We start from the raw sequence: 14,582 nt of genomic DNA, 5'->3' as shown, positions 1-14,582 counted from the left end.
ACATTAAATATGAAAAAAATAATATATTGTGTTACGGTTATATTTTTTGTAACTGTATCATGTAGTTCAGATTTTACCGAGGTAAAACCTGTAGGTGTGCTGGAGAGTACGACTTTTTTTAATAACGAAAAGAATACGGAAGAAGCTTTAATTGGATTGTATGACCTAGTACAATTTAATAATGATCAGGCCTGGAATTCAGCTTTTTTTATTAAAGTGTTACCAGGTGATGAGGCTAATGCTGGTGGTGGTAATGCAACAGATCAAAAGCAATTACAAGATATTGATGATTATTCAAATATATCTATTTCTAATCCCTCTTTGGAAGGTGTTTGGAATAAGGAATATAAAACAATTGCACTTGCAAACACTATTATAGAGAAGGTGGAAGCAGGTAACTTAAGCAATAAGGCCTTTGCAATTGCAGAAGCAAAGTTTATGAGAGCTTGGTGTTATTTTGAGCTAACAACTATGTGGGGAGATGTGCCTTTGCGTTTAGAAAACCCTACAACAATTAGCGCTGAAGCTTTTGCTAAACCAAAAAGTTCAAGAGCAGAAATTTATGCTCAAATAGAAGCTGATTTAGCTGTTGCTATTGCTGGTTTGCCGGATAAAAGCGCGGTTAAATATAATTTTAGAGTTTCAAAAGGAGCTGCTCAAGCATTATTAGGTAAAGTTTTGGTATTTCAAGGAAAAACTCTTGCTGCAATTCCGTATTTAAAAGCAGTAATAGATAATCCCGCTCATGGTTTAGAGTCAGACGTTTCAAAAGTTTGGTTAAAAGATTCAGAATTTGGAAAAGAGTCTTTATTTGAAGTAGGCTTTATTACTACAAAAGGTTACAATTTTACTACTGCAAATCTTGCTGGTCGTCAAGAAAGTAACATATTTATACAATTAATGGGTCCTCGTGGTGATGGTTACTTTAATTTGACGGGTACTGGATTGAGAAATGGATGGGGCTTTAACTTGCCTACAGCAAAAATATTAAGTGCGTTTGATGCTGCAGGAGATGTAAGTCGTAAAGGAGCTACAGTAATGAGTGAAGCAGAACTTGTTTCATTTGGTGGAAGTAAAGCAGGATCCCCTTGGGACTATGAAGGAGGTATTAGAACAAAATATGCTCCACGTGCTTCAGAAACAAGTGCTAGTGGTGTTTTAGAAGCAAATTATGGTACAAACTTGAGATTATTTAGATTTGCTGAAGTATTGTTGCTTGCCGCCGAAGCTTACAATAAGGAAGGTCAAGATGGTAATGCAAGAATAGAATTAAACAAAATTAGAAAAAGAGCAGGATTAGCTGATGTGTCTGCGACCTTAACAGGTGCAAATTTGTTTAACGCTATTGTAAATGAAAAATTCTTGGAGTTAGCTTTTGAAGGACAGCGTTTTTGGGATTTAGTAAGATGGGGAAAAGCTAATGCTGAGTTATCAAGCAAAGGGTACACTTCTAAAAATAATTTATATCCAATTCCTGCATCAGAAATTGCTAAAAATAAAGCATTAACGATTGCAGATCAAAATCCAGGTTATTAATATAATTTGTTAAGTTTGTTTGTTAATGGTGGCTGCTCGAAAAGTGATTTTCGGGCAGTTTTTTTTTTAATGGTCGTATTTTATATTTTAGGCATTATAAAAACTGAGAATGTAAGCAGTATTTAAATCCCATTCTGTTCATCAATAAATATTTTTTATATCTGTTTAAATGTTTTAATTCCAGAAAATCATTCGGACTCAATTGAATCGCTTTCTTTTTTAAAGCTTTGTCGTAAATTTTAAGCACTTATTTCAGGAGCTTAAATTAAGATTTTCCATGATTGCTAAGTTAACATGTTAACATGTCCAAATGTCTAGTGGCTTTTAAAATGGTAACTTATTAAAACCTAAAGAGGCTGCCAAATATATTTTTGACAGCCTCTTTAAAATTATACTTTGATTTTTAATTAATTCGGTATCACTTTCTCAGGAATAGACATTTTTTATTAAAGTACGTTATTCAAATTCTGAAGTAAAAAATAATTTCACATTCGGATATTTATTTTGTGTCATCTGTATTGTAAAGTCAGAATCAGCTAGAAATACTAATTGTCCGTACTTATCATGAGCTAAGAATTTTTGTTTAATTCTTCTAAATTCTTTAAACTCCTCACTTTTTTGGTCGTTAGGTTTTACCCAACAAGCCTTGTGAACAGGAAAATTTTCATAGGTACATTTTGCACCATATTCATGCTCTAAACGGTACTGAATTACCTCATATTGAAGTGCACCAACCGTTCCAATGATTTTTCGATTGTTCATTTCCAAAGTAAATAACTGCGCAACACCTTCATCCATTAACTGATCGACTCCTTTATCCAATTGCTTGGCTTTCATTGGATCGGCATTATTGATGTATCGGAAATGTTCCGGAGAGAAACTTGGAATTCCTTTGAAACTCATGATTTCCCCTTCGGTCAACGTATCACCAATTTTAAAATTTCCGGTATCATGTAATCCAACAATATCACCAGGATAGGATATGTCTACTATTTCTTTTTTTTCAGCAAAAAAAGCATTTGGACTAGAAAATTTTAAGTTCTTTTTTTGACGAACATGATAATAGGGTTTGTTTCTTTCGAAAGTTCCAGAAACAATTTTTATAAAGGCCAGACGGTCTCTGTGTTTTGGATCCATATTGGCGTGGATTTTAAAAACAAATCCAGTCATTTTTTCTTCTTTAGGATCTACTAATCGTGTTTCAGAATCTTTTGCTCTTGGTGATGGAGCAATTTGAACAAAACAGTCCAATAATTCTCTTACTCCAAAATTATTCAATGCCGAACCAAAAAATACAGGTTGTAATTTTCCGTCTAAATAATCCTGACGATCAAATTTAGGATATACTTCATCTATTAACTCTAACTCTTCTCGTAATTTGTCAGCGGGTTTTTGACCGATAATTTTCTCTAATTCTGGATTTTGAACATCTGAAAAAGCGATGGTTTCTTCAATGTTTTTCCGACTGTCACCACTAAATAAGTTGATGTTTTGTTCCCATAGATTGTAAATTCCCTGAAAATCATAACCCATTCCTATTGGAAAACTTAATGGCGTAACGGTTAATCCCAGTTTTTGTTCCACTTCGTCCATCAAGTCAAAAGCGTCTTTTCCTTCTCGGTCTAATTTGTTGATGAATACAATAATTGGAATTTTTCGCATTCTACAAACAGCTACTAATTTCTCCGTTTGTTCCTCAACACCTTTGGCAACATCAATTACAACAATAACACTGTCAACAGCAGTTAAAGTTCTAAAAGTGTCCTCGGCAAAATCCTTGTGTCCTGGAGTATCGAGTATGTTTATCTTTTTATCTTTATAATTGAATGCTAAAACTGAGGTAGAAACCGAAATTCCTCTCTGGCGTTCAATTTCCATAAAGTCACTAGTAGCGCCTTTTTTAATCTTATTATTTTTTACGGCACCTGCTTCTTGAATCGCACCACCAAAAAGGAGGAGTTTCTCAGTAAGTGTTGTTTTTCCGGCATCAGGATGTGAGATAATCCCGAAAGTTCTTCTGCGTTGTATTTCTTCTAAAAAGCCCATATTTGTATAAATAGTTTGCAAAAGTACTATTTATAAATGCCAATTAAAAAAATTGTATACTCTAAATGGAGTAGGTAGGTTTTGAAGTTGCAATTCAGGCGATTTTAATTGAATATTAGAATTGCGAAGATGCAATTACTGATAAAAAAAGCTGCCTTTTCAGACAGCCTTGATGGTATTTATGTGTTACATATTGATTGACCAAACAGAATATCCATTCGGCGGACACTGAATTTTAACCCATTTATCACCCTGGGTTGTAGGGAACCAATTTGAATTACCAGTGAAATCCTTGATTTGTGCATTAGCCCAATTCGTCTGGATCCATCTTTCTTGCCAAGTTGATGAGTTATTGATGTAAACTACTAAACCTGGATTACCATTATAGCCATTTCTCCGAGCGATATATTCATCAGTATCGGTGTATAAAATAGAAGTTGTTCCTGTTCCTTTATTATTGTGTATCCAAATAAGATTATCCATTTTCGCTTTATTCAACCATTCCTCATAATCTCTGTAAAAAATAGTTGGATATCCTTCGTGAGTTAAGATATAAGCGTAGGCTAACTCTTTTTTCCAAATTTCATCGGTGTCATGATTAGAAACGAAAGTAACCGCTTTATAAGGATTTCTTTTCCACATCATATCATCATTCAAAAGGTTTAAATTGTTTCCGTCAAATGCATCGTTCATTTTATAATAACAGGCAAAATCAAAAACAGAACTATTGGCATTATTCGCCCAATCATTCAGTATGTTTACGTTAGAATCCCATAGCTCACCAACGGAAAATCCACCTACGTTTGCATTCCAATCTTTTATGACCCACGGAGCAAAACCTTTAACGTAATCAAATCTCCATCCGTCAAATTTCATCGTATTTTTATAATATTTACCAACTCCATCTGCTCTTTTCCAAAGCCAGTCTTGAACATTTGGTACCACGTGAGCTAAATCTGGAAAGCCTCCAAAAGCACCTTCATCATTATTTCCGTAGGCATTTTTATAAAAATCAGCACTCGTTCTTGGGAATTTGCCAGAAGCGACACCAGTAAAATTAGTATAAGTTTGCGTTCCTGTAAAAGGATTGTTTTCTAATTGTCCGCCACTATTGTGATTTAATACCATATCAGCATATACTTGCATGTTTTCGGCGTGCACTTTTGTTATCAGACTTTCTAGTTCTGTTCGGGAACCAAATCGTGTTTCTACAGTACCATTTTGATTGTAATTTCCAAAATCAAAATAATCTGTAGGGTCATATCCCATTGAAAAAGCGCCATTTTGTGCTTTTGAAACTGGAGGAAGCCAGATGGAACCGATACCTGCATTTGACCATGCGGTTATTTTCGCATTTACAGTATTCCACCACGCTCCACCAGCAGGAACATCCCAATAGAAAGCTTGCATCATAACACCACCGCCTGGATTAGCAACATATCTTCCAGTTGTTGCGTTTGTGGATTTTCCAGTACTGAAAGGTTGTCCGTCGTGATGTGTAACATTGATTACTTTGAATTGTGAAGCTGCAGCAGCAGAATCAGTAGCCAGATCGTCATTCGAATTACACGAATACAGACCAACTAATAAAGCTGATAATAGATACGTTTTAAAATTTTGTTTTTTCATAAAAAAGAATAAATTAGGTTAAGTAATAGATTTTGGGCAATAATTTAAAAACAGAAAACAAAATTATTTCTTGAAATTTAATTTTTATTTAGTGGTTTATAAGGTTAGGTTTTAAAACTAATTTTATTGAAATCAAAAAAAATAAATCAAATATTTGTTTAAAATTTATTTTTATATTTAATTTTTTAATGATAAATCAATTTTTTAGCTAATTTATACAAATTCTTACGTGATGAGTATGAGAATTTTTTTAATTCACCACGAAAACGTTGTAGTGTTTACAACTTTTTGAATAGAGCGCTAAAAATGAGAAATTTAAATCCTGATTTCTTTAATGTTTTGCAGCTAAAACTCAATTTAGAACAAATGAAACATTAGGAAAGAAAACAGATTTTGTAAAGAAGGGGGGTGTTTCAAAAAGGGAAATAAAATGATACTGAAACAATTTAAGAATGTACAATTAAGATTTTATTTTTTTACTTCTAACGTTCAGTTTCTATATGATTTAGTAGCTGAACATAGCAATGAATAAATGCGTTTATAATTTTTTGTTAATAGTAGGTAGGAAACTTGTATTATGTAATTGAATTGTTATTTTTGTTCGTTTTAAATTTAAAGAATGGTAAGAAATTGTATTATTAATTCAATTCGCTTCTTGATTCTTAAAGTGTATATTTGCCAAAATTATTCGGGCCTTTATAAATAGGTTTAAAGACAATAGAATAAAGGATGTTTTACAATAAATACAAATTATAATAATGCCAATAAATAAAATAAAAATGAGATCCATTAATAATAGAATTGCATTTACTTTTTTTGTTTTGCTTTTTTCCAGTGTTGTAGCAAGTGCTCAAGAAATTATTAAGGATAGTGTCATTGCTCCGGTTAAAAAAATCCAATCTACCGGGAAACAAAAAATTGACGGTGTAATTGCTACAGTAGGAGATTTTATCATACTTGATTCAGATATCGACAAGTCGTATCTTGAGATTTCTGCTGGAGGAGGGTCTGTAAAAGACATTTCAAGATGTCAAATGCTTGGTAAATTATTAGAAGATAAATTATATGCACATCAAGCTATTCAAGATAGTATTGTAGTTACTGATGCCGAAGTTAAAGGTATGATGGAAGATCGTTTGAACTATATGGTAGAGCAAATTGGGTCTTTAGAGAAAGTGGTTAAGTACTATAAAAAAGATTCTGAGGAAGAATTTAGAACTTATTTTTCTGATATTTTGAAAGAAGGTAAGTTAAGTTCAGAAATGCAAAAGAAAATTGTTGATGCTGTAGAAATTACTCCCGAAGAAGTTCGTAATTATTTCAAAACAATACCTACTTCAGATCTTCCTTTTTTTGGTGTAGAATTAGAAGTAGCACAAATTGTGGTTACTCCTAAAGTTTCGGACGCTGATAAACAAAAAGTAATTGATAAATTGAATGGTTTTAAAAAGGAAATAGAAGAAGGTTCCAGTTTTTCTACTAAAGCGGTTTTGTATTCTCAAGATCCAGGTTCAAGATCTAACGGAGGTTTTTATAAAATGAATCGTAGAACTCCATTTGTAAAAGAGTTTAAAGATGTTGCTTTTAGTCTTGCTGAAGGAGAGATTTCTGCGCCATTTCAAACAGATTTTGGGTATCATATTATTTATGTAGAAAAAATCAAAGGGCAAGAAATAGAATTACGCCATATATTATTGACTCCAACAGTAACTGAAGAGGCTTTGAATGAAGCGAAAGAAAAAATTACTTTGATTAAAAAAAGAATCGAAGATAAAGAAATCACTTTTGCAGATGCAGCCAGAACATTATCTGATGAGAAAGAAACTAGAGCCAACGGTGGTGCTTTAATCAATCCAAAAACTCAAGATACTCGTTTTGAGTTGACAAAAATGGATCCTACTTTTTACAGTCAAGTTTCTAATTTAAAAGAGGGTGAGGTTTCTGCTCCATTATTAGAACAAGGTGAGGAAGGAAAGAAAACATTCAAGTTAATCACTGTTACAAATAGAATAGATGAGCATGCAGCGGATTATGCTAAAGATTACATCAAAATTAAAGATTTAGCTTTAAAAAGCAAACAAATTACTACTATTGGAAAATGGTTTGATGAAAAGATTAAAGAAACATACATCAAAATCATTGGAGAATATAGAGATTGTGATTTTACAAACAATTGGCTTAAGAAATAGTCTCCTTCATTTGATTAGAATTAAGAATGAAAATTTTTCGATAAATAAATAAAAAGAGTTAGTTTTATGATTTCATAACGCTAACTCTTTTTAATTTTAAATACTTAATACATGTCAGACGTAGCAGCAATACATAACTTGGTTCAAAAAAGGAATGAGCTAAAAGCGGAGATAGCAAAAATCATTGTAGGTCAAAATGATGTAGTAGATCAAATTTTGCTTTGTATATTTTCTGGGGGGCATGCATTATTAGTTGGAGTTCCAGGATTAGCAAAAACATTGATGGTAAATACGCTTGCGCAAGCATTGGGACTTGATTTCAAAAGAATTCAGTTTACTCCGGATTTGATGCCGTCAGATATACTTGGAAGTGAAATACTAGATGAAAACCGTCATTTCAAATTTATAAAAGGGCCTATTTTTTCAAATATTATTCTGGCTGACGAAATCAACAGAACGCCTCCAAAAACACAAGCTGCTTTGCTGGAAGCCATGCAGGAACGTTCCGTTACTATCGCTGGTGAAAACTATAAGCTAGACCTGCCTTATTTTGTTTTGGCTACTCAAAACCCTATTGAGCAGGAAGGGACTTATCCTTTGCCGGAAGCGCAGTTGGATCGTTTCATGTTTGCTATAAAACTAGAGTATCCTTCTTTTTTAGAAGAAGTTCAAGTAGTAAAACAAACTACTTCTGATATAAAAAACACTATAAATCCATTGTTTACTGCTCAGGAAATAATTGATTTTCAGCAGTTAATACGCAGAATACCTGTCGCGGATAATGTAATTGAGTATGCAGTGACGTTAGTTAGTAAAACTAGGCCCGATAATCCGATGTCTAATGAGTTTGTGAAAAATTATTTAGATTGGGGTGCTGGACCGAGAGCTTCTCAAAATTTGATTTTAGCGGCCAAAGCGAATGCTGCTTTTAACGGGAAATTTTCTCCGGATATCGAAGATGTAAAAGCGGTTGCTACTGGAATTTTACGTCATCGAATTATCAAAAATTATAAAGCCGATGCCGAAGGAATTACCGAAGAGGCTATTATTCAGAAGTTGATGTAATAATTTTTAATATTGAAAAAAAAGCCAAACAGATTTCTAAAATTTGTTTGGCTTTTTTTGTTTTTAATTAAAATGTTAATTTGACCAAAAGAGCCTTTAAAAACACAACTACAACGTTGTAAATGGTAATTTAGAAAGGTTCTTAGCTGAAAGTAGTGTAAAATCTCACTCTCTAAGCATCATTAGATTTCAACTTTCTCAAAGAAAAGATTTTAAATTATTAATAATTCATTATTTTAATTTAAAATTGAATTTTTGACAATAAAGACTAGTAAAACTCTTTATTTTATAATAATAATTTTTGAAAAAGCTACATCTATTATATTTTTTTTAATTCTCGGCTTTAATTCCTAAATTTGCGTACAAAAAATAAAAATACCAAGAAAAGACTTCTATTATGAACACTTATAAGGATTATATTCAAGAGATTGAAGAGCGAAAAGGCCAAGGGCTTAACCCTAAACCAATTGATGGTGCTGAGTTATTAAGCGAAATCATTGCGCAAATTAAAGATTTAAATAACGAATACAGAGCAGATTCTCTTAACTTCTTTATTTATAATATTGTGCCTGGAACTACTCCTGCGGCTAATGTAAAAGCTAATTTTTTAAAAGAAATCGTTCTAGGTCAATCAGCGGTTGCTGAAATCACGCCTGCTTTTGCTTTAGAGTTATTATCACACATGAAAGGTGGGACTTCTATCAAGGTTTTACTTGATTTAACTTTAGGAAATGATGTTGCTATTGCTAAACAAGCTGCTGAAGTATTGAAAACACAAGTTTATCTTTATGAAGCCGATACTGATCGTTTAGCTGAAGCTTTCAAAAATGGTAACGAAATTGCTAAGGATATCTTAGAAAGCTATGCTAAAGCTGAGTTCTTTACTAAATTACCAGAAATAGCAGAAGAAATTAAAGTAATTACTTTTATTGCTGGCGAGGGAGATATTTCAACTGATTTACTTTCTCCAGGAAACCAAGCGCACTCCCGTTCAGATCGTGAACTTCATGGTAAATGTTTAATTTCTCCTGAGGCACAAGCTCAAATCAAAGCATTGGCAACAGCGAATCCTGATAAAAGCGTAATGTTAATCGCTGAAAAAGGTACTATGGGTGTGGGATCTTCAAGAATGTCAGGTGTAAACAACGTGGCGCTTTGGAGTGGAAAACAAGCAAGTCCTTATGTTCCATTTATTAATATTGCTCCAATCGTTGCAGGAACAAACGGAATTTCTCCAATTTTCCTAACAACTGTAGATGTTACAGGTGGTATTGGTCTTGATCTTAAAAACTGGGTAAAAAAACTAGATGAAAATGGAAACGTTCTTCGTAATGAAAGCGGTGATCCTATTCTAGAGGAAGTATATTCTGTAGCTACAGGTACTGTTCTTACCATCAACACCAAAACAAAGAAACTTTATAGTGGAGATAAAGAATTGATAGATATTTCTAAAGCATTCACACCTCAGAAAATTGAATTTATAAAAGCTGGTGGGTCTTATGCCATTGTATTTGGAAAAAAATTGCAAACATTTGCATCAAAGACTCTAGGTATTGCTATTGTTCCTGTCTATGCTCCGTCAAAAGAGGTTTCTGTCGAGGGACAAGGTCTTACGGCTGTAGAAAAAATATTTAATGCCAATGCGGTTGGTTCAACTCCAGGTAAAGTTTTGCACGCTGGTTCAGATGTTCGTGTTACTGTAAATATTGTTGGTTCACAAGATACGACTGGTTTGATGACTTCTCAGGAGTTAGAGTCTATGGCTGCTACTGTGATTTCTCCAATCGTTGACGGTGCTTACCAATCAGGTTGTCATACAGCTTCAGTTTGGGATAATAAATCTAAAGCAAATATTCCGAGATTGATGAAATTTATGAACGACTTCGGATTGATCACAGCTCGTGACCCGAAAGGCGTTTATCATTCCATGACGGATGTAATTCACAAAGTACTTAATGATATTACTGTAAATGAATGGGCTATCATCATTGGTGGTGACTCTCATACCAGAATGTCAAAAGGGGTTGCTTTTGGTGCTGACTCAGGAACAGTTGCTCTTGCATTAGCAACTGGTGAAGCTTCAATGCCAATTCCGGAATCTGTGAAGGTAACATTCAAAGGAGAAATGAAAGGGTATATGGATTTCCGTGATGTGGTTCATGCTACGCAATCTCAGATGCTTAAAACGTTTGGTGGAGAGAATGTATTCCAAGGAAGAATTATTGAGGTGCATCTTGGAACTCTTAACGCAGATCAAGCCTTTACTTTTACAGACTGGACTGCAGAAATGAAAGCAAAAGCTTCTATCTGTATTTCTGAAGATTATACCTTGATTGAATCTCTAGAGATGGCAAAAGGTAGAATTCAGATCATGATTGATAAGGGAATGGATAATAAAAATCAAGTTCTTAAAGGATTGATTGCTATTGCTGATAAGAGAATTGCTGCCATTATATCAGGTGAGAAACCAGCACTAAGACCAGATGCAAACGCTAAATATTACGCTGAAGTTGTTGTGGATTTAGATGAAATTGCTGAACCAATGATTGCTGATCCGGATGTAAATAATGCTGATGTTTCTAAACGATATACGCACGATACCATTAGACCTCTATCTTTCTATGGAGGAGTTAAAAAAGTAGATCTTGGATTTATTGGTTCTTGTATGGTTCATAAGGGAGATATGAAAATCCTTGCTCATATGCTTAAGAACATTGATGAGCAAGAAGGTAAAGTAGAGTTCAAAGCGCCACTAGTTGTAGCTCCTCCTACTTATAATATTGTTGATGAATTAAAAGCAGAAGGGGACTGGGAAATTTTACAAAAATATTCTGGTTTCGAATTTGACGATAATGTCCCTAAAGCTGCAGCACGTACTTCATACGAAAATATGTTATATCTAGAGCGTCCAGGTTGTAATCTTTGTATGGGTAACCAAGAAAAAGCGGCCAAAGGAGATACTGTTATGGCAACATCTACTCGTCTTTTCCAAGGAAGAGTTGTTGAGGATACTGAAGGTAAAAAAGGAGAGTCATTACTTTCCTCTACACCTGTTGTGGTTTTATCTACAATACTTGGTAGAACTCCAACAATAGAAGAGTATATTGCAGCGGTAGATGGTATTAACCTGACTAAGTTTGCGCCTTCTCATAAGTTATTAGTTAAATAATTCACATAATTAGTTAATTATAGTTTAAAAGCCTGAGTCTAATGACTCAGGCTTTTTTTTGTACTCTATTTTTTTGTATCTTGTATGTTTAAAATAGAATAATAACAATTATATATAAATCTTATGGCTTTTGATATTGAAATGATTCAAAAAGTGTACACAAATATGACATCCCGTGTGGACAAAGCACGTGAGATAGTTGGTCGTCCACTTACTTTAACAGAGAAAATTTTGTACAATCACCTTTGGGATGGGATGCCATCAACTGCTTTTGGAAGAGGTGTTGATTATGTAGATTTTGCCCCGGATAGAGTTGCTTGTCAAGATGCAACGGCTCAAATGGCATTATTGCAATTCATGCACGCCGGTAAAAAGAAAGTTGCAGTTCCTACAACCGTACATTGTGATCACTTGATTCAAGCTAAAGTTGATGCTGTAACTGATTTGGCCAGAGCAAAAACACAAAGTAATGAAGTGTTTGAATTTCTTTCTTCAGTATCTAATAAATACGGAATTGGCTTCTGGAAACCAGGAGCAGGGATTATTCACCAAGTAGTACTTGAAAATTATGCTTTTCCTGGCGGAATGATGATTGGTACTGATTCTCACACTGTAAATGCAGGTGGTTTAGGAATGGTAGCCATTGGTGTTGGTGGTGCTGATGCTGTTGATGTTATGTCAGGAATGGCTTGGGAATTAAAATTTCCTAAATTAATTGGAGTAAAATTAACTGGAAAACTTTCAGGTTGGACAGCTCCAAAAGATGTTATACTTAAAGTAGCCGGAATTCTTACTGTAAAAGGTGGAACAGGAGCTATTGTTGAATATTTTGGTGAAGGTGCGACTTCTATGTCTTGTACTGGAAAAGGAACGATCTGTAATATGGGCGCCGAAATTGGTGCTACAACTTCTACATTTGGTTATGATGCTTCAATGGGGCGTTATTTACGTTCTACAAATAGAGCTGATGTTGCTGATGCAGCGGATAAAATTGCTCCTTACTTAACAGGTGATGCTGAAGTATATGCTAATCCAGAATTGTATTTTGATCAAGTAATCGAAATCAACTTAGACGAATTAGAACCACATTTAAATGGACCTTATACTCCGGATTTAGCAACTCCAATTTCTAAAATGAAAGAGGAAGCAATCAAAAATAACTGGCCTTTAAAAATTGAAGTTGGTTTGATAGGTTCTTGTACGAACTCTTCTTACGAAGATATTGCTCGTGCAGCTTCTTTGGCGAAACAAGTTACCGATAAAAATTTAAAAATAAAATCTCAATTTACCATTACTCCAGGTTCTGAAGTAGTGCGTTATACCATAGAACGTGACGGATTTATCGATATTTTCGATAAAATGGGAGCAACTGTTTTTGCAAATGCTTGCGGACCATGTATCGGAATGTGGGACAGAGAAGGTGCTGAAAAAGAAGAACGCAACACAATCGTTCACTCTTTCAACCGTAACTTCTCTAAACGTGCCGATGGAAATCCAAACACTTTAGCATTCGTAGGTTCACCTGAATTAGTAACGGCTCTAGCTATTGCTGGAGATTTAGGTTTCAATCCATTGACTGATACTTTAATCAACGAAAATGGTGAAGAAGTAAAATTAGACGCTCCAACAGGAAATGAATTGCCTCCAAAAGGTTTTGATGCAGAAGATCCAGGTTTTCAAGCGCCAGCCGAAGACGGTTCAGGTGTTCAGGTTTCGGTAAGCGAAACTTCAGAAAGACTGCAATTATTAGCGCCATTCTTACCTTGGGATGCAAAAAACATCACAGGTGCTAAATTGCTTATCAAAGCTTTCGGAAAATGTACAACAGATCACATCTCTATGGCTGGACCATGGTTGCGTTTCCGTGGACATTTAGATAATATTTCTAATAATATGTTGATTGGTGCTATCAATGCATTCAATCAAAAACCAAATACAGTTAAAAATCAGTTGACTGGTACTTACGATGCAGTTCCTGCTGTAGCGCGTGCTTACAAAGCAGCAGGTGTTCCTTCAATTGTTGTTGGGGATCACAATTACGGGGAAGGATCTTCTCGTGAGCATGCCGCTATGGAGCCTCGTTTCCTAGGTGTTAAAGCAGTATTGGTAAAATCATTTGCGCGTATCCACGAAACAAACCTTAAAAAACAAGGTCTTTTAGGATTGACTTTTGCTACTGAGGCAGATTACGACAAAATCCAAGAAGATGATACCATCAACTTCACTGATTTAGTTGATTTTGCTCCAGGAAAACCATTAACATTAGAATTTGTTCATGCTGATGGAACCAAAGATATCATCTTGGCAAACCACACCTATAATGAAGGACAAATTGGCTGGTTCGTTGCTGGTTCAGCATTAAATTTGATTGCCGCTGCTGGAAAAGCTTAAGTATTTCAATAGTATATTTCTAAAACTCTCAAGGAAACTTGCGAGTTTTTTTGTTTCAATTACAATTTATTTCTGGAGCTGTTTCCTGCTGATCGCTTCAAGCTTTTTCGCACAATTGCTTTTTTCCAAGACAAAAAAGGAGCTTCTTTTAGTCGCTCTTTTTTCTCAGGAAAAATTTGCAATTCCGCTTCAAAAGGCTTTTCACTCTCATCAGGGCTACAAATCAAAAACCAGGATTTCAATTCCTGTTTGTTGATTTGGAACAAAATTTTTTTTCGAAAAAAGAAAAGAAACTTAAGTCGAAAATAGAGACAAAATTCAAAAAACAAGGTTAAATTTCATTTTTTGAACGTTAAAATTAAAAAAAAGGTCGTTTTTTTTGATTAAATCTCTTATATTAGCTTTTTTAAAAAAATAGATTTTCAAAGAAGCTTTTTTGATTGTTTTTTAAATCAACCTTCTTTAGAATTTTTATTTTCAGCGCAACAATACATTAGGATTGTACGGCGTTACTATTTCAGCTGCTTTTGCAATTGAAATAAAAATCAACTAGAATT

The 14,582-nt window shown here is 34.2% G+C and carries 8 protein-coding genes; 5 read left to right on the top strand and 3 right to left on the bottom strand.

From position 1 onward, the window contains the following. The first annotated feature begins 9 nt into the window (after window positions 1-9). On the top strand, window positions 10-1,536 hold the full coding sequence (locus tag ACNQF6_RS03380; protein WP_417963257.1) for a RagB/SusD family nutrient uptake outer membrane protein: 1,527 nt from the start codon (window positions 10-12) through the stop codon (window positions 1,534-1,536). Window positions 1,537-1,992: 456 nt separating this feature from the next. Here ACNQF6_RS03380 and ACNQF6_RS03375 read toward each other — a convergent pair whose 3' ends face one another. Together ACNQF6_RS03375 and ACNQF6_RS03370 are read right to left on the bottom strand one after the other, a co-directional pair. Beyond that, complete coding sequence (locus ACNQF6_RS03375) at window positions 1,993-3,582, bottom strand: peptide chain release factor 3 (RefSeq protein WP_417963797.1); 1,590 nt, start codon at window positions 3,580-3,582, stop codon at window positions 1,993-1,995. A gap of 186 nt (window positions 3,583-3,768) precedes the next feature. Beyond that, window positions 3,769-5,211 (bottom strand): alpha-amylase, encoded by a 1,443-nt coding sequence (locus tag ACNQF6_RS03370; RefSeq protein WP_417963255.1) that lies wholly within the window; start codon window positions 5,209-5,211, stop codon window positions 3,769-3,771. Between the two features lie 779 nt (window positions 5,212-5,990). Here ACNQF6_RS03370 and ACNQF6_RS03365 point away from each other — a divergent pair. The 4 genes from ACNQF6_RS03365 to ACNQF6_RS03350 all read left to right on the top strand — a co-directional run bounded on the left by ACNQF6_RS03365 (window position 5,991) and on the right by ACNQF6_RS03350 (window position 14,025). Further along, window positions 5,991-7,400 (top strand): peptidylprolyl isomerase, encoded by a 1,410-nt coding sequence (locus ACNQF6_RS03365; RefSeq protein ID WP_417963253.1) that lies wholly within the window; start codon window positions 5,991-5,993, stop codon window positions 7,398-7,400. 111 nt (window positions 7,401-7,511) lie between these two features. Beyond that, window positions 7,512-8,465, top strand: coding sequence for an AAA family ATPase (locus ACNQF6_RS03360; RefSeq protein WP_315207361.1), 954 nt, complete (start codon window positions 7,512-7,514; stop codon window positions 8,463-8,465). A 397-nt stretch (window positions 8,466-8,862) separates the two neighbouring features. Further along, window positions 8,863-11,634 (top strand): bifunctional aconitate hydratase 2/2-methylisocitrate dehydratase, encoded by a 2,772-nt coding sequence (locus ACNQF6_RS03355; RefSeq protein ID WP_417963251.1) that lies wholly within the window; start codon window positions 8,863-8,865, stop codon window positions 11,632-11,634. Between the two features lie 123 nt (window positions 11,635-11,757). Continuing rightward, window positions 11,758-14,025: an aconitate hydratase gene (locus ACNQF6_RS03350; RefSeq protein WP_417963249.1), complete on the top strand. Its 2,268-nt coding sequence runs from the start codon at window positions 11,758-11,760 to the stop codon at window positions 14,023-14,025. Window positions 14,026-14,084: 59 nt separating this feature from the next. On the opposite strand, the gene ACNQF6_RS03345 is transcribed toward ACNQF6_RS03350, so the two are convergent. Then, a complete protein-coding gene (locus ACNQF6_RS03345; protein ID WP_417963247.1) occupies window positions 14,085-14,267 on the bottom strand; it encodes a hypothetical protein in 183 nt (60 codons plus the stop codon). Window positions 14,268-14,582 lie beyond the last annotated feature (315 nt).

It is taken from the genome of Flavobacterium pasteuri (genome assembly GCF_048286615.1).
Taxonomy (GTDB): domain Bacteria; phylum Bacteroidota; class Bacteroidia; order Flavobacteriales; family Flavobacteriaceae; genus Flavobacterium.
This window is presented reverse-complemented; position numbering and strand designations above follow the sequence as displayed.